Below are 16,931 nucleotides of genomic sequence, written 5' to 3' on the forward strand. Positions count from 1 at the left end.
TCCAAAGTCAAAAGTCCAAAGTCAAAAGTCCAAAGTCCAAAGTCCAAAGTCCATTAACCAATTGTTGACCTTTGACCCTTGACCCTTGACCACTGACAAATGACAAATGACAAATGACCCTTGACCACTGACAAATGACAAATGACAAATGACCACTGACAAATGACAAATGACAAATGACAAAATCGAAAGCATTTATCCAACCATTGGATCGTGTAGCGATCGCACTGATGCTCCTGCTGAGTCTGTTGATAGGATTGATCATCTGGCAAGGTGACGCAGTAAAACCTAGTGTACGGAAGTTTACTTGGCAAAACCAAAAAATTGGGGCAGAAGATATCTCTTTTACCCTCAATTTTAGCCGCCCAATGGACACCAAAAGCGTAGAAGATAATTTAAAAATCGAGCCGCCCCTAGCAGGTAAAGTTAGTTGGGCAGGGCGGCGGATGGTTTATACTTTGGTGACACCAGCACCCTATGGCACAAATTATAAAGTGCAGTTGCAAGGAGCCAGAGATAAATTTTCGGAACAAGAAGGCAAAAATAGGGTAATACAGCCGTTTATTGGCAGTTTTCGCAGCCGCGATCGCGCCATTACTTATATAGGAGCTGGTGAACAAGACCAGGGACAGTTAATTCTCTACAACTTAACCCAAGAACAAAAAAAGGTACTTACCCCCAAAGACCTGATTGTCATGGATTTCGAGCCATTTCCAGATGGAGATAAGATTTTATTTTCGGCGCGTACCATCAGAAATCAAGACTTGTTATCAGCGCAGTTGTACACCGTGACAACCGGTATTTCTAACAACCCTGACAAGCCAGCCGAATCACCAGGTAGAGTTGACCAAGTTTTAGATAGTAAAGACTATCAAAATCTGAAATTTGACTTATCACCAGATGGACAAATTATCGTCATTCAACGGGGAAACAAAAATAATCCCGGCGACTTTGGACTATGGTTAATGTCTACAACCAACAGCCCATCAGGAGAAAAACCCACTGCTAAACGCCTACCAAGCCAACAAGGGGGAGACTTTATCATCACCCCAGATAGTAAAGCTATAGCAATTGCTCAAGGACAGGGAGCAGCCATTTTACCCCTACAAGGCGATGCGAGTAAACCCCTAGATTTTCTACCGCAGTTTGGGTTAGTCCAAGCTTTTTCTAAAGACGGCTCCCAAGCAGCAATGGTAAAGTTTAATACTGATTTTACGCGAGATTTATTTTTAGTAACCAACCAAGGCATTCAAAAACCCTTATTAAAAACCACAGGCTCAATACTTAGCTGTCAGTTTGATCCAGCTTCACCCACCCTCTACTGCTTGCTGACACAGCTAGTATCAAAGGAACAATACATAGAACAGCCCTATTTAGTCGCCATTGACCTGAAAACCGGACAACAGAAACCACTACTAGTCCTACCCATCGACCAACGGAACGTGCGAATGAATTTATCACCTGATGGTTTAGGCTTGTTATTTGACCAAGTAGTCACACAGACAAATCCCAACCCCGCATCATCCGCAAACACCTTGAAAACTGATGATGGAGCGGCGATCGCTACCAGTAGCCTCTGGTTAATGCCCCTATTACCCATCAGTGATAGCACAAATACCGAAATCAAACCCGAAAAACTTCCCTTAGTTGGATTTGATCCCCACTGGCTACCGTGAATTGTAAATATTCTTAGGGACTTCCAGAAATTAAATTATCCACAGTAGTAGTCTGTCAATTTTGTTTTGAGGGATTTTTGGTAGTGTGAGCGTCTCGCTCACGCGGGCAAGATGCCCGCACTACAGTCCATCATTTTTATCTTGACAGAGTAGTAGGGTGCGTCAGTACAAATAATTTCTAGCTATGTCAAAAGTTTCTCGCTCTGACGCACCATACAGATTGTATATTTTTTTATACAGTAGGGTACATCAGTACAAATAATTTCTAGGGCACAACAATCCCTGTCATTCCCAGGTTGACGGAGTATAACCTGTTAGTGTTATAACGGCATCAGTGATGGATGCAAAATGGCGGACACCGATTAAAGACGAATGAGTGACACTTGGCTTTACAGCAATTTTCATTCATTTGAACCACAGATCTTCGTAGGGGCGCAAGGCCTTGCGCCCCAAAAGCGTGGTCTATTTACCTGAAAATGGCTGTAAGGTAGGGGATCTACGCCTTGCGTCTCTAGTCACCAAGGCTAAAAGCAGGGCATAATTGATAAGCAAATGCCAGCAGTGCTGAACATTTTTAAGCGGGCGGGTTAAGAGTAATGAATGAATCTGACACCTCAAACAACGGGGCTTTTATTGAATCCGTAAATTCTGCTAATTCGCCACAACCGGAGCAGGGAACCTCTCCTTTTGACTCAGTTGTGCCTTATAAAAATGTGGGAATTACGAATTTACCACTCCTGGTGCCAGCAAAAGACGAACCGCCTCAAACCGCAGTTCCAGAGTTATCAGGCTCCACAACTCAGCAGGACTGGGTTGCAGAGCCTGATAGTGAAAAACAAGCACTGATTAACTCTGAATTTCAGAAGCTGCTTTTATTGAATGAAGAATTACAGGCTGCAAATAATCACTTGTATGAACAAGTCGAGCAGTTAAAAGGTGATTTAAGCGAGTCAGAAAAAGCATTGCAGTGGCAGAAAAAACGCTCTGGCGTCACTGAGTCCATGCTCAACCAACAAACTCAGGAAGTTGCCGCCGCCCAAGAACAGATACAGTCTCTGTTTCAACAATTAGAAACTGCTGTCCAAACGGTTCAACGCCAAGAAATTTCCATAGATAATTATAAAGCACAATTACAAATTAGTCAACAACGCCTTGCCCAATTAGAGCGGGAATGTGCGCTGTTGCAAACTAACTATAGTGAACAGTCTCAACAGCTATTACAATCAGAAACCGCTTGTCGAGAGTTACGTACTAGGCTGATGCGACAACAACGCCAGACCTTGCAATTTAAAGCAGCGCTGGAAAAGTGCTTGGAGACACCGGTCCCCAGTGATGACAATTTCAACGATACAGCAAATTCTGCCCAGAACGTCGCCAGCAAGCAAACAAGATTTTCCAAAAAAGCTCGGTCTTTGTTTCCCAACGCCCAGCCCATCAAGCCTTGGTCAGTAGAATCAGATGATTTAACTGATAATTTAGATCAATCCCACACGCCATCTTCAATATCAGATCCATACACCAGTTATCACCCTGTTTCTGAACCATCATCTCCTTGGGACTGGTCAGATCAAGCAGACACAGCAGCACCAGCACAATCAGACCCCTCGTCAGAAATCGATGATTCCCCAATTATCGCCTCAGAAGTTTCAGCTTCCGGTTCATCAAATATTAACGAGCAACTCAATAGTCTCATCCAAATGTTTTTCGCTTCCCAATCTCCATCTGCATCACCACCAGCAACTACTGATGCTCAACCTATCTGGGACACTTTAGCCACAACCCTAGGAGATAATGAACAAGCCGAAACTGAACCAGAAGTAGAATTAGCAGCAGAAATTCATCCAGCCATCAACACCTTTAGTTCCTCAGTGCAAGATTATCCAGTAACAGTAAATGAAAGTTCAGACGTTTCATATACTACGGTAGTCACCGAAGCGACTGCATCTGTAGAAAATGAAGATTATTGGTCAGAGATATCACAATTAACCGAAGTTGAATTACAACCCACAGATTTAACCCAAGATACCGACACAAAATCCCCCTCACCAGTAGTTTATCCCCAACGTCCACCCAAAGGGCGCAAGTCATTAGCATCTGTGGAACTTCCAAATTTTCGGCACAATACTGCTACATAAAATCTGGAGCAAACCAGACATTACTTGACGTTTCAACGTAGAGACCCGCAGCATGAATACTTATATTTTATGTATAAAATAATTTTAATATTTTGCTAATCATTTATCTTAACGGAAGCAAATTGGCTTATTACAAGGAATATTTTTGTAAAACGTGAATCAGTATACGTACAATTACGGAAAAATAATCTAGAATATCAATGTCACATAAACTACGCCAAAGAAAAATCTAACTCTTATTGAGAGTGACTGCCAAGGTTTTTTGAATCGATCTGACAAACAACAGGGTGCGGAAAAGTCACTCCCGACAAGAAGCTAGCTAAATCCATGACACTGAGCAACGACAGACAATGCCCTGCCTGTTGCCACTATTTTACCAAAAAGCCGTCCTTCTAGGACGGCGGCTCTAGACCCAGTTTTTTGGTAAGGATAAAAATAGCCAGCCCTCCCAAGGGGTAAGGAGTCAGTTGCTGATACTAAAAAAGACAACTGGCCAGGTTTGTAATGATTTTTTGGTAGTGAGGACTTTAGTCTTGATTACCAAACATTCAAAGTTGACTTGCTAGACAAATGTGACGTACTCCACACACTCCCGATTAGTGGCTTTTTCAAGCCCACGCCTAAAGGCGTGGGGTTTCTGACACTTTGATCTAGCGCTTGTACGGGAATAAAAGATTACGCTGTCCATTTTCCAGTCTCATTTTAACCTATTTCAGTAACTTTTGCAGGAGTAATTACTCATGTTAATAAACGGTACTTCTGGTAATGACAACCTCATCGGTAGTTCTGGTAATGACACCATAAATGGTGATGACGGGAATGACAACCTCAGCGGTGGCGCTGGCGATGACAGCCTTGTTGGTGGTGCGGGAAATGATAACCTCAACGGTGGTACTGGTAATGATACCCTCAAGGGTGGTGCGGGTAATGATGTCTATACAGTTGATAGTGTTGACGATTCCATTGATGAAGGCGCAGACGAGGGAATTGATAGCGTAATTTCCTCTGTTACTTGGACATTGGGTGCCAACGTAGAAAACCTCAACCTAACTGGTACAACCGCCATCAACGGTACAGGTAACAGCCTCAATAACAACATTACTGGTAACTCTGCCAACAACACCCTTGATGGTGATGACGGGAATGACAACCTCAGCGGTGGCGCTGGCGATGACAGCCTTGTTGGTGGTGCGGGAAATGATAACCTCAACGGTGGTACTGGTAATGATACCCTCAAGGGTGGTGCGGGTAATGATGTCTATACAGTTGATAGTGTTGGCGATTCCATTGATGAAGGCGCAGACGAGGGAATTGATAGCGTAATTTCCTCTGTTACTTTGACATTGGCTGACAACGTAGAAAACCTCACCCTAACTGGTACAACCGCCATCAACGGTACAGGTAACAGCGGCAATAACAACATTACTGGTAACTCTATCAACAACACCCTCACTGGTGGTGACGGGAATGACAACCTCAGCGGTGGCGGTGGCGATGACAGCCTTGTTGGTGGTGCGGGAAATGATAACCTCAACGGTGGTACTGGTAATGATACCCTCAAGGGTGGTGCGGGTAATGATGTCTATACAGTTGATAGTGTTGGCGATTCCATTGATGAAGGCGCAGACGAGGGAATTGATAGCGTAATTTCCTCTGTTACTTTGACATTGGCTGACAACGTAGAAAACCTCACCCTAACTGGTACAACCGCCATCAACGGTACAGGTAACAGCCTCAATAACAACATTACTGGTAACTCTGCCAACAACACCCTTGATGGTGATGACGGGAATGACAACCTCAGCGGTGGCGCTGGCGATGACAGCCTTGTTGGTGGTGCGGGTAATGATAACCTCAACGGTGGTACTGGTAATGATACCCTTGATGGTGGTGCGGGTAATGATGTCTATACAGTTGATAGTGTTGACGATTCCATTGATGAAGGCGCAGACGAGGGAATTGATAGCGTAATTTCCTCTGTTACTTGGACATTGGGTGCCAACGTAGAAAACCTCAACCTAACTGGTACAACCGCCATCAACGGTACAGGTAACAGCCTCAATAACAACATTACTGGTAACTCTGCCAACAACACCCTTGATGGTGATGACGGGAATGACAACCTCAGCGGTGGCGCTGGCGATGACAGCCTTGTTGGTGGTGCGGGTAATGATAACCTCAACGGTGGTACTGGTAATGATACCCTTGATGGTGGTGCGGGTAATGATGTCTATACAGTTGATAGTGTTGGCGATTCCATTGATGAAGGCGCAAACGAGGGAATTGATAGCGTAATTTCCTCTGTTACTTGGACATTGGGTGCCAACGTAGAAAACCTCAACCTCACTGGTACAACCGCCATCAACGGTACAGGTAACAGCCTCAATAACAACATTACTGGTAACTCTGGCAACAACATCCTTGATGGTGGTGCTGGTAATGACAACCTCAGCGGTGGCGCTGGCGATGACAGCCTTGTTGGTGGTGCGGGAAATGATAACCTCAACGGTGGTACTGGTAATGATACCCTCAAGGGTGGTGCGGGTAATGATGTCTATACAGTTGATAGTGTTGGCGATTCCATTGATGAAGGCGCAAACGAGGGAATTGAGGCTCTTGCGTACTTAGCGTGCTAAATTGATAGGATAATGCCAAGAAAGTAAAGCTCTAATCTCAAAATTACGAAAGTTTCTAAATCCAAATCCACTTCGCTTTATTAACTTCAGTTTATTATTTATTCCTTCTACTACTCCACTGGTAGTCCTTCGTTCAAAATATCCGACTATTTCTCCAAACCACCGTTTAATTGTCTGCACACTTCTTTGATAATATGGTTCAGCTTTTTTTAACCAATTGATTAATTCTAGCGTTCCCGTTACCACATTTTTATTGTCTTCAAATAAATTGTGAAAATCTTCTTTTAATGAATGCATTCTAGCTATTAAAGGAGAAGCTTGTTTAATTCTATTTAATTTATCTTTTTGCTTTTCGGTGAGCTTATTCTCGGCTTTTAGAATTGTAAATTTATTTCCTTTTAAACTTTCAAATACTTTTTTTCTTTCCGGGGCATTTAACTCAGATGCTATTTTCTTTTCTGCTATCCTAGCTCGATTTAATTCTTCATGTACTAATTTAGTAACATGGAACCTATCTACCGTTACAAGGGCGTTTGGACAAATCTTCTCAATTAAAGATTTATAATTGCCTGTCATATCAATACTTACTTCTTCTATTTGTGACAAAACTTTTTCTCCCCACATTCTCATGGTTTTTTTGATTTCAATTTGTTTTCTTTCTTTTACTAAACCTATCAATTTACCTGAATCTATATCTACTAGCACGACAATAAATTTTCCTTGTCCTTTGACCAAACTAATTTCATCTATTCCTAATCTTCTTAAATCTTTGACATCTATTGGCATCACATTTTTAGCTACATCTTCAAGCATTGATATGACTTCTTCATTAGTTAGTCCATTATTTCTTGCCACATTACTTACATTACTATTAATCACTTGTTTGATAATATATTCCGCATATCGGTATGTATACCTCTTTCTTGCTCCTAGAAAATCTAGCTTTTCATTAAATGTTTTTCGGCATTTTTTACACTTGAATCTTCGTCTATTGACATTCAGTATTACTTCAAAATCCCCCATCGGTAAATCTTTCACTAAACATTTTTGATTTTGATGTAAATGTCTTGAGTTTTGACCACAGTGTGGGCACGATGCACTTTTCGCTTTTTTACCTACTGATAGAATTAGGACTTGACCCTCTTGTAGGCTTGATTCTACTAATACTTCAGGCAAATTTAGGAGTTGAGTCATTATTCGTTTCATAATTTATTTTATTAAACATTATTAAAAAATATCTTAACATTTTAGCACGCTAAGTACCCAAGAACCGCGAGGGAACAGATACCGTAAATTCTTCTGTTACTTGGACATTGGGTGCCAACCTGGAAAACCTCACCCTCAGTGGTACAGCCAACATCAACGGTACAGGTAACAGCGGCAATAACAATATTACTGGTAACTCTGGCAACAACACCCTTGATGGTGGTGCTGGTGATGACACCCTCACTGGTGGTGCTGGCGATGACACTTATATCGTTGACAGTCTGAGCGATACCATTGTTGAGAACGCCAGCGAGGGAACAGATACCGTAAATTCTTCTGTTACTTGGACATTGGGTGCCAACCTGGAAAACCTCACCCTCACTGGTACAGACGCCATCAACGGTACAGGTAACAGCGGCAATAACAATATTACTGGTAACTCTGGCAACAACATCCTTGATGGTGGTGGTGGTGATGACACCCTCACTGGTGGTGCTGGCGATGACACTTATATCGTTGACAGTCTGAGCGATACCATTGTTGAGAACGCCAGCGAGGGAACAGATACCGTAAATTCTTCTGTTACTTGGACATTGGGTGCCAACCTGGAAAACCTCACCCTCAGTGGTACAGCCAACATCAACGGTACAGGTAACAGCGGCAATAACAATATTACTGGTAACTCTGGTAACAACACCCTTGATGGTGGTGCTGGTAATGACACCCTCACTGGTGGTGCTGGCGATGACAGCTATATCGTTGACAGTCTGAGCGATAACATTGTCGAGAACGCAAACGAGGGAACTGATACCGTAAATTCTTCTGTTACTTGGGCATTGGGTGCCGACCTGGAAAACCTCACCCTCACTGGTACAAATGCCATCAACGGTACAGGTAACGGCCTCAATAACAACATTACTGGTAACTCTGGCAACAACATCCTTGATGGTGGTGTTGGTAATGACAGCCTAATTGGTGGTGATGGCGATGACAACCTCACTGGTGGCGCTGGTAATGACAGCCTAATTGGTGGTGATGGCGATGACAACCTCGGTGGTGGTGCCGATAATGACATTCTCAGTGGTGGTGTTGGTAATGACAATTTGAATGGTGATGCTGGTGATGACAGTCTCAGTGGTGATGATGGCGATGACAACCTCAATGGTGGCGATGGTAATGACAGCCTAATTGGTGGTGCTGGTGATGACACCCTCAATGGTAATGCTGGTAATGACAGCCTAATTGGTGGTGATGGCCATGACAACCTCAATGGTAATGCTGGTAATGACACCCTAGCTGGTGGTGCTGGCAGTAACGTCTTGATTGGTGGTACTGGTGACGATACCTACATTATTGATAGTGCTGATGATTTAATTTCGGAGTCCTCAACCGGGGGAACTGATACCATAATTTCTTCTGTTGATTGGCAATTGTTTACCAACGTGGAAAACCTCACCCTCACTGATACAGCCATCAACGGTATAGGTAACGGCGGCAATAACATCATTATTGGTAACGCTAATGACAACACTCTCCGTGGTGGTGCTGGTAGTGATACCCTCACTGGTGGTCTTGGTAATGATGTGTTTGTCTTCTCTAACGTAAGTGAAGCTGGTGATAACATCACTGACTTTAGTGTTATCGATGACAAGTTGCGGCTAACTGGTGTATTCCCAAGCCCTTCTCCATTTACTGATTTTCAGAATGCGAAAGATCTCGGTTATCTAATACTAACTGGTAATCAAGTTCAGGTTGACATTGATGGTAGTGGACCAGGTACTGCTATTACTCTAGCTACTTTAAATGTCAGTGCTACTCTCTTAACCTCCACTAACTTCGTGTTCTAATTTCGATTTAGAGACGACCTATTGGGTCGTCTCTATTTACGATTTTCCATTTAGAGACGACCTATTGGGTCGTCTCTATTTACAATATCCAAAAATTATCATGAATATTACATCCGCAATTTTCTACAAACGAGATGGTTACGATACACAAGACAAAAGATTATTAGGTCGTCAATCGGCGGGTGAGGGATTTCTCAAAGCTTTGATACAGTATGGTAAAGCTGATTCTATCTACTGCTATACAGATACCCGTTCTGAATTTATAGAATTTTGCCAACGTATTCAACCTTGGATACAAGGAACTCGTCAAGGAATATGGATTCCCAAGGATAATCCCACTAGCCTTTCATTACCAGGGACACTTTATCATCCAGATCCGAGGCTTTCTAAATTAGCATGGCAAAGAAGATTTGTTGACCAAAAGGCATATAGTTTATGTGGTGTTACCCATACCATAGCCAGTATTGGGATTATGGAATCTATGGGTGATTTATTAATCGCACCTTTGCAATCTTGGGATGCGCTCATCTGCACTTCTCAAGCTGTAAAAACTGCTGTATTACATATTTTAAATAATTGGGCTGAATATTTGGCACAACGTACAGGTGGTAAACCAAATATCAATATTCAACTGCCAATTATTCCCCTAGGTGTAGATTTTTCTGCTTTCTCTCAAGCTACGAACAACACAAATTTTCGTCAAAATATTCGTCAAGCTTTAAATATTCCCCAAGAAGATATAGTAGTTTTATTTGTCGGTCGATTATGTTTTTATGCTAAAGCGCATCCTGTACCAATGTATATCGCTTTAGAAAAAGCTGCAAAAGCCACAAATCAGAAAATACATCTAATTCAAGCAGGTTGGTTTGAAGATGAAAGAGAAGCAATAGGCTTTAAAGAAAGTGCTAAAAATTTTTGTCCATCAGTTAACTGTATTTTTGTCGATGGACGTAAACCTGAAATACGCCAAGGAATTTGGCAGACTGCAGATATTTTTATCTCATTAGTTGATAATATTCAAGAAACTTTTGGATTAACTCCGATTGAAGCGATGGCTTCTGGCTTACCAGTAATTGTCTCTGATTGGGATGGTTATAAGGAATCAGTGCGTCATGGAGTAGATGGTTTGAGAATTCCCTCGGTTTCTCCTGCTTCTGGTTTGGGATTAAATTTAGCAGCAGATTATTTAGTAGAAAAAATCAATTACAGTACTTATTTAGCTGAATCTTCAATGGCGACTGCTATAGATATTAACGCCACAACCCAAGCATTAGTCACCTTAATTACTAACCCTGAACTGAGAAAAAAAATGGGGGAGAATGGTCAACAAAGGGTAAAAGAAACTTATGATTGGCAAGTGATTATCCCTCAGTATGAGCAACTGTGGCACAGGCTAGCAGAAATTCGGACATCATCTGTTACATCTGCACCCCTACAACCAAATACTCCACCTTACCCTCTATGTGATGACCCATTTAGGTTATTTTCCCATTACCCGACTACTCAGTTAAAAGACGATATGTTACTAGGATTAGGTAGCTTAGGTAATTCTGAGGGTTTAGAAGTAATCAACAAGCATTGGATTACTAATTATGGTGCAGATAAAAGATTATCGCCACAGATTATTCAGGCTATTTTAGAAACTATCAAGGAACAAGGAAAACAAACTGTTACTAGTATTCGAGAAAATCATCTAGATGTCCTTTCGCCCCAATTAATTTTTACTTTGGTATATCTATTGAAGCTGAATATTTTGCAGATTGAAGAACCATAAATAATGACAAATGACAAATGACAAAGAGTAATGAGTAATGAGTAATGAGTAATGAGTAATGAGTAATCAGTAATGAGTAATCAGTAATGAGTAATGAGTAATCAGTAATGAGTAATGAGTAATCAGTAATGAGTAATGAGTAATCAGTAATGAGTAATGAGTAATCAGTAATGAGTAATGAGTAATGAGTAATCAGTAATGAGTAATCAGTAATCAGTAATGAGTAATCAGTAATGAGTAATGAGTAATCAGTAATGAGTAATGAGTAATCAGTAATGAGTAATGAGTAATGAGTAATGAGTAATCAGTAATGAGTAATGAGTAATCAGTAATGAGTAATGAGTAATGAGTAATGAGTAATGACAAATGACAAAGAGTAATGAGTAATGAGTAATGAGTAATGAGTAATGAGTAATGAGTAATCAGTAATGAGTAATCAGTAATGAGTAATGAGTAATGAGTAATCAGTAATGAGTAATCAGTAATGAGTAATGAGTAATGAGTAATGACAAATGACAAATGACAACTGACAACTGACAACTGACAAATGACAAATGACAAATGACAAATGACAACTGACAAATGACAACTGACAAATGACAAATGACAACTGACTAATTGAGATTTTCTAGGCGAATGCGTGGATCGGCGCTTTTTAGCATCAAGTCGGCGGCTAAATTGCCTACAATCAAGAGTACTGCGCCCATGACCAAGCTGGCCATTAATAAATACAAATCTTGAGCTTGTAAAGCCTGTAAAGTTAATCTCCCTAAGCCTGGCCAGTTGAAGAATTGTTCAGCAATAAATGCACCGCTTAATAAACCAGCCAACTCAAAACCCAATAAGGTAATTAAGGGGTTGATGGCGTTGCGAAGAGCGTGAACGTAAATTACACGGTTTTCTGGTAATCCTTTAGCACGAGCTGTTTGGATGTAATCTTGGCGCAGAACATCTAATAATTCGCCGCGAGTGATACGTTGTAAGCCGGCAAAGCTAGTAACCGAGAGGGCAATAGTTGGTAAAATCATGTGCCAACCTAGATCGAGGAATTTGCCAAACCACGAGAGTTCTGCATGATTGATACTAGTCATGCTACCAACTGGGAACAGCGGGGAGGTAATTTGGGCAAAGACTAGCAGGGCTAAGACGGTGATAAAACTGGGAAAGCCTTGTCCGGTGTAGCTAATGACCTGTAAAACTCGGTCAACTAACTTATTTTGCTTGACAGCGGCAATTATACCTAAAGGAATGGCGATCGCCCATGTGATGATTAAAGATGCGATCGCCAATAACAAAGTCGCTGGTATCCGCTCCCACAAAAGTGATGCTACTGACCGTTGGTAAACAAAACTCGTGCCAAAATCTCCTTTGGTGATAATTCGCCATAGCCACAACCAAAATTGCTCTGGCCAAGATTTATCTAAACCAAACTGGCGCTTGATTTCTGCAAGTCTTTCTGGGGAAATTTTCGGATTTTGCTTCAGTGTATCTACATAATCTCCTGGAGCCAATTGAATAATGAAAAACGACAAAGCTGCTGCTAATAACAAAGTCAACAACGCCTGTAATAGCCGCTTCACCACATAAACAAAAGTCTCACTTGTAACTAGTCTGATCAGCCAGTCCCAAAATGTCTCCAAGGAAATTTTCGTAGAAGTCATATGTAGTTTGTCCTTTGTCCTTTGTCCTTTGTCATTTGTCCTTTGTCCTTTGTCCTTTGTCCTTTGTCATTTGTCCTTTGTCAGTTATCCAATGACCAATGACCAATCACCAATCACCAATGACTAATGACCAATGACCAATGACCAATGACCAATGACCAATGACCAATGACCAATGACCAATGACAAATGACTATTGACCAATGACTAATATTCAATCAGAGAGATAATAGGTACATCTGGTAGATATTTGCGCCCTTGTAAATCCCGTAGCTCGATGATAAACCCAAATCCCACTAGTTCGCAGCCAATTTTCTGCACTAGCTTTGCGGTTGCGCTCGCGGTTCCACCTGTGGCGATTAAATCATCCACTATTAAAACTCGGCTACCTGGCTGTAACGCATCCTGATGTACTTCTAAGGAGTCTGTACCATATTCAAGTTGATATTCAATCGAATGCACTGCTGCTGGTAATTTACCCTTTTTGCGAGCCGGAATAAACCCAGCGCCTAATTTGTAAGCTAAGGGAGAACCAAAAATGAACCCCCGTGATTCCATACCCACAACATAATCTGCTGTTAGTCCATTCTCAACGCACTGTTCGGCAAAAAAGTCAATTGTGTAGCGCAGTCCCTCTGGATCGCGCAGCAGCGTGGTGATATCCCGAAATAAAATTCCGGGTTTGGGAAAATCTGGGATGTCACGAATGAGAGACTTCAAATCCATAAAATTGGTATTAGGGATTGGGGATTGGGGATTGGGAATGGGGAATGGGGAATGGGGATTGGGGATTGGTAGAAGTTCAAGTTTTGGCTTCGGAACGAGAAACTTCAGGTTTGAAACGAGAAACTTCAGGTTTGGAACGAGAAACTTCAGGTTTGGAACGAGAAACTTCAGGTTTGGAACGAGAAACTTCAGGTTTGGAACGAGAAACTTCAGGTTTGGAACGAGAAACTTCAGGTTTGGAACGAGAAACTTCAGCATTTGAGGCTCAAGTATTAGCCTCAGAGCCTGAAACTTCACTTTCTGTTGATTAACCCCCAGTCCCCAGTCCCCAGTTCCCAGTTCCCAGTCCCCAGTCCCCAGCGATGCACTGAGCTTGCCGAAGTGTCCCCAGTCCCCAATCCCCAATCCCCAGTCCCTATTCCTAGATACCTGAAAAATCGTACACTATAATGTCATACGCCGACCATAGCGGCTTATATGTCGCCATGCATTGACGATAATTAGAATGTAACCCAAGCTAGGTATGGAATTACACTACTAAATGAGACAGGTGGAGTTATGTGTTAAAAAATTAGATTTAAGTATACGGGAACCTTTGAGTAGAACTAGTAAGTAATGTATATATCATGCAGCACTACTACTGCCACAAGTTTCATGATCTTGTTTGGCTACTTATCTTAAATTAGATTTACTTAGTTTATTGGCACCGCATAAGGTATTTTGAGAATGAATGTCTCCGCGAGTTTAACGCCGTTGAACAGTCCAACCCCCCAGTCACTACCGATGATTCTGGACACTTTACCTGACCCGGCGATTGAGGGACAGGGATGTCCCCGGAGAACCCGGTTGCAAATTGATTTGATTTTATTGGCAATTGAAGCTTTAGAACTGGGTGGTTCTGAAGCCATTTTGGCATTTGCTGAAGAATTGGATTTGAAAGGAATTATTAAAGACCGAGTGAATTTGTGGCGAATGCGTAGCTCTAACCCTTTGCGGAGAGCGCACATGCGCCGTCCATTAAGTATCATGGAAGCTAAGGCTTTGGTAGTAATTGCTTGTTATATAGCCAGACGGTTAACAGTTGTGATTCGCCAGTTGCTGATGATATATCAACAAATGGATGAAAAGCAGATCCCACTGGAACAAAATTTGCGGCTTTCTAATTACCTAGAAAGATTTAGAGTGCATTTTAAAAGCCGGATGAATTCCCGGCGTTCTGGTGTACTAGCATTAAATTCTGATGAAAAATTAGATGAATTAGCTATACATTTGTTGGGAGAATTATTATTTTGTACTGGCACGGCTGGGATGCAGCGGTTCTGGATTAGTCTTTTTGACGGGGAAGTAGAATGAATATTCAACGTAAGTATAGTCTACCTAATTGTACTCTGCTGTTAGAGGGACTAAGTGATGTAACTAGGGCTGTACAATTTCAGGAATTGCGCCCAGAATTGTCAATTTTGGTAAATGCAGAATGCTATTTATCTAGCTATAATCAGCCTTTGGTGGGAGGGCGGGAATTTTTTGAAAGTTTAGTGAGGGCGGTTAGTGGCTATGCCCAAGAATTTTTGAGTAATGTTCCGAACCCACAAGCACACAACCAGGAATCAGAACTAGTAGAGTTGTGGAAAATTGACAGCAACCGACACAGATTGATTGTGCATTCGGAGGTAGAATCAGACGGTTTTGATGCTAATCGTAACCATAATAAACCGCCTGTTGAAATAGATTTAAATACGGTGCAGTTGTTTGATTTAGTGGAAGCAGTAGATCAATTTTTTGCTGACAGCCAAACTTTACCAGAGTTGTCGCTAGAATTACAACCAGTTGCCAGATCTAGTGGCATTGCTAGTCAAGCTTTGGTCAAACAGGCGGTACCTGCTGGTATCGGAGTTTCGGGTTTAGCAGTGGCTGCATTGGCTTTTAGCTTGATTCCTGCGCCGCAAGTACGCCCACCAGAACCGAAGCCACAAGAGCAGACTAGTTCGACAATACCTAGCGCTAATCCTGGGGCTACTTCGACTCCAAGCCCCATTGCGGCTGTAAGTCCTACAGCCACACCGATTGCTAGTGCAACGCCCACAGTTACAGATTTAGAAGCACTCTTAAATACAGTTCCCGAAATTACTGATGCATCCCAGCTACGTGCATTGAATCGCCAACTTTATAACAAAATTAATCCCGCTTGGGCTAATCGCTCAGGATTGTCAGAGGATTTGGTTTATCGTGTGGGTGTGGCGGCGGATGGTGAGATTGTTGGTTATAAAGCGGTGAATCGAGGAGCAAATGAGGAGGTGGGGAAAACTCCTCTGCCGAATTTACTTTACAATCCCGCTAGCCGCACGAACAATGCTCAAGAACCAATTGCCCAATTTAGGGTAGTTTTTACAAGAGAAGGTATTCCAGAAGTCAGTCCTTGGCGGGGATACACGAAGACACCAGAGGTAATTGGGGTAAAGATTACTGACTCTAACACAGTCAAAGATTTAAACGAGAAGCTTTATAATACAGTTCGCCAAAATTGGGCTGGTAAACCCAACTTTGAGCGAGATTTGAAGTATCGGGTAGCTGTTAACAAAGATGGTGCGATCGCCGATTATGAACCACTTAACCAACTTGCTGTAGATTATCAAAAGGAAACACCACTTCCGACGATGTTACAAGCACGTTATGGCTCCAATTTAGTTGCTCCCAAGAGCAATGAACCTCTAGCCCACTACGAAGTAGTATTCCAGGCTAGTGGTAAACTGGAAGTCATGCCTTGGCAAGGATACAGGTAATTGCCTATTGCCTTCTATTCGCATTCCCGTTTTGTTATGTAGTGGCGATAACGAAACATCGCCTCTAGTTGCACCTGCACTAACCAACCACTGATCAATTCAACTGCTTCTCCACCGGGCATAGAGAAGGAAATAGCGTCAGTTAACCTAGTTTTGTCATTTTCGGCTACAAACTCATGTCTATGTACCCAAGACTCAAAAGGCCCTGATATTTGTTTATCAGTAAATAGGCGATATTTTTCGTATTCAGTGTGACGGGCTAACCAAGTTAAGGGTAATGGTCCGAGAAAAAGGCGAAACTCTGTAATTGCGCCTTCTTCGAGTCCCCCGTCACGCCGGACGACTTGAACAGGTTGCCAAGGTGGGGTCAGCAGTTGTAAAATGTCTGGTCTTTCGTGAAATTTCCAAACTACTTCTACTGGTGCATTAATGACGGAGGAATGTTTAAAGTGCCGCATGGAAAGAAAAACCTAACAAAAAAACTTACAAA

The 16,931-nt window shown here is 42.0% G+C and carries 13 protein-coding genes and 1 pseudogene; 8 read left to right on the forward strand and 6 right to left on the reverse strand.

Annotated features, from left to right (window positions below):
* Positions 1-21 precede the first annotated feature (21 nt).
* Positions 22-183, reverse strand: coding sequence for a hypothetical protein (locus tag HEQ19_21690; GenBank protein WYM01727.1), 162 nt, complete (start codon positions 181-183; stop codon positions 22-24).
* Between HEQ19_21690 and HEQ19_21695 the strand changes: the two genes are divergently transcribed.
* The 3 genes and pseudogenes from HEQ19_21695 to HEQ19_21705 all read left to right on the forward strand — a co-directional run bounded on the left by HEQ19_21695 (position 177) and on the right by HEQ19_21705 (position 6,447).
* On the forward strand, positions 177-1,676 hold the full coding sequence (locus HEQ19_21695) for a hypothetical protein (GenBank protein WYM01728.1): 1,500 nt from the start codon (positions 177-179) through the stop codon (positions 1,674-1,676). The genes HEQ19_21690 and HEQ19_21695 overlap by 7 nt on opposite strands.
* 596 nt (positions 1,677-2,272) lie before the next feature.
* The gene (locus tag HEQ19_21700) at positions 2,273-3,811 is read left to right on the forward strand and encodes a hypothetical protein (GenBank protein ID WYM01729.1); all 1,539 of its coding nucleotides are present in this window, start codon (positions 2,273-2,275) and stop codon (positions 3,809-3,811) included.
* Between the two features lie 740 nt (positions 3,812-4,551).
* Positions 4,552-6,447 (forward strand): annotated as a pseudogene (locus HEQ19_21705) (calcium-binding protein).
* Here HEQ19_21705 and HEQ19_21710 read toward each other — a convergent pair.
* Positions 6,436-7,641: an ISL3 family transposase gene (locus HEQ19_21710; protein ID WYM01731.1), complete on the reverse strand. Its 1,206-nt coding sequence runs from the start codon at positions 7,639-7,641 to the stop codon at positions 6,436-6,438. The pseudogene HEQ19_21705 and the gene HEQ19_21710 overlap by 12 nt on opposite strands.
* Before the next feature lie 119 nt (positions 7,642-7,760).
* Between HEQ19_21710 and HEQ19_21715 the strand changes: the two genes are divergently transcribed.
* Both HEQ19_21715 and HEQ19_21720 read left to right on the forward strand, forming a co-directional pair.
* Complete coding sequence (locus HEQ19_21715; protein WYM01732.1) at positions 7,761-9,500, forward strand: calcium-binding protein; 1,740 nt, start codon at positions 7,761-7,763, stop codon at positions 9,498-9,500.
* A gap of 100 nt (positions 9,501-9,600) precedes the next feature.
* Positions 9,601-11,274, forward strand: coding sequence for a glycosyltransferase family 4 protein (locus HEQ19_21720; protein WYM01733.1), 1,674 nt, complete (start codon positions 9,601-9,603; stop codon positions 11,272-11,274).
* 213 nt (positions 11,275-11,487) lie between these two features.
* Here the strand turns inward: HEQ19_21720 and HEQ19_21725 are convergent, their stop codons facing one another.
* From HEQ19_21725 to HEQ19_21735, 3 genes are all read right to left on the reverse strand, one after another.
* Positions 11,488-11,877 (reverse strand): hypothetical protein, encoded by a 390-nt coding sequence (locus HEQ19_21725; protein WYM01734.1) that lies wholly within the window; start codon positions 11,875-11,877, stop codon positions 11,488-11,490.
* 11 nt (positions 11,878-11,888) lie between these two features.
* Positions 11,889-12,935: an ABC transporter permease gene (locus HEQ19_21730; GenBank protein WYM01735.1), complete on the reverse strand. Its 1,047-nt coding sequence runs from the start codon at positions 12,933-12,935 to the stop codon at positions 11,889-11,891.
* Positions 12,936-13,142: 207 nt separating this feature from the next.
* Positions 13,143-13,661, reverse strand: a complete 519-nt coding sequence (locus HEQ19_21735) for an adenine phosphoribosyltransferase (protein WYM01736.1) — start codon at positions 13,659-13,661, stop codon at positions 13,143-13,145.
* Between the two features lie 17 nt (positions 13,662-13,678).
* Here HEQ19_21735 and HEQ19_21740 point away from each other — a divergent pair, with 17 nt between their 5' ends.
* From HEQ19_21740 to HEQ19_21750, 3 genes are all read left to right on the forward strand, one after another.
* Positions 13,679-13,972, forward strand: a complete 294-nt coding sequence (locus HEQ19_21740) for a hypothetical protein (protein WYM01737.1) — start codon at positions 13,679-13,681, stop codon at positions 13,970-13,972.
* Between the two features lie 415 nt (positions 13,973-14,387).
* Positions 14,388-15,014, forward strand: coding sequence for a DUF3038 domain-containing protein (locus HEQ19_21745; protein ID WYM01738.1), 627 nt, complete (start codon positions 14,388-14,390; stop codon positions 15,012-15,014).
* A complete protein-coding gene (locus HEQ19_21750) occupies positions 15,011-16,441 on the forward strand; it encodes a DUF4335 domain-containing protein (GenBank protein WYM01739.1) in 1,431 nt (476 codons plus the stop codon). Before HEQ19_21745 ends, HEQ19_21750 begins: the two co-directional genes overlap by 4 nt.
* A gap of 14 nt (positions 16,442-16,455) precedes the next feature.
* Here HEQ19_21750 and HEQ19_21755 read toward each other — a convergent pair whose 3' ends face one another.
* The gene (locus HEQ19_21755; GenBank protein ID WYM01740.1) at positions 16,456-16,899 is read right to left on the reverse strand and encodes an SRPBCC family protein; all 444 of its coding nucleotides are present in this window, start codon (positions 16,897-16,899) and stop codon (positions 16,456-16,458) included.
* Positions 16,900-16,931: the final 32 nt, after the last annotated feature.

Source organism: Gloeotrichia echinulata CP02 (assembly GCA_038087035.1).
Taxonomy (GTDB): Bacteria; Cyanobacteriota; Cyanobacteriia; order Cyanobacteriales; family Nostocaceae; genus Gloeotrichia; species Gloeotrichia echinulata.

What these genes read in the sequence shown, in the direction of transcription:
- HEQ19_21695 (WYM01728.1), top strand. Translation starts at nt 177, where the DNA reads ATGACAAAATCGAAAGCATTTATCCAACCATTGGATCGTGTAGCGATC.
- HEQ19_21700 (WYM01729.1), top strand. Translation starts at nt 2,273, where the DNA reads ATGAATGAATCTGACACCTCAAACAACGGGGCTTTTATTGAATCCGTA.
- HEQ19_21710 (WYM01731.1), bottom strand. Translation starts at nt 7,641, where the DNA reads ATGACTCAACTCCTAAATTTGCCTGAAGTATTAGTAGAATCAAGCCTA.
- HEQ19_21720 (WYM01733.1), top strand. Translation starts at nt 9,601, where the DNA reads ATGAATATTACATCCGCAATTTTCTACAAACGAGATGGTTACGATACA.
- HEQ19_21730 (WYM01735.1), bottom strand. Translation starts at nt 12,935, where the DNA reads ATGACTTCTACGAAAATTTCCTTGGAGACATTTTGGGACTGGCTGATC.
- HEQ19_21735 (WYM01736.1), bottom strand. Translation starts at nt 13,661, where the DNA reads ATGGATTTGAAGTCTCTCATTCGTGACATCCCAGATTTTCCCAAACCC.
- HEQ19_21745 (WYM01738.1), top strand. Translation starts at nt 14,388, where the DNA reads ATGAATGTCTCCGCGAGTTTAACGCCGTTGAACAGTCCAACCCCCCAG.
- HEQ19_21750 (WYM01739.1), top strand. Translation starts at nt 15,011, where the DNA reads ATGAATATTCAACGTAAGTATAGTCTACCTAATTGTACTCTGCTGTTA.
- HEQ19_21755 (WYM01740.1), bottom strand. Translation starts at nt 16,899, where the DNA reads ATGCGGCACTTTAAACATTCCTCCGTCATTAATGCACCAGTAGAAGTA.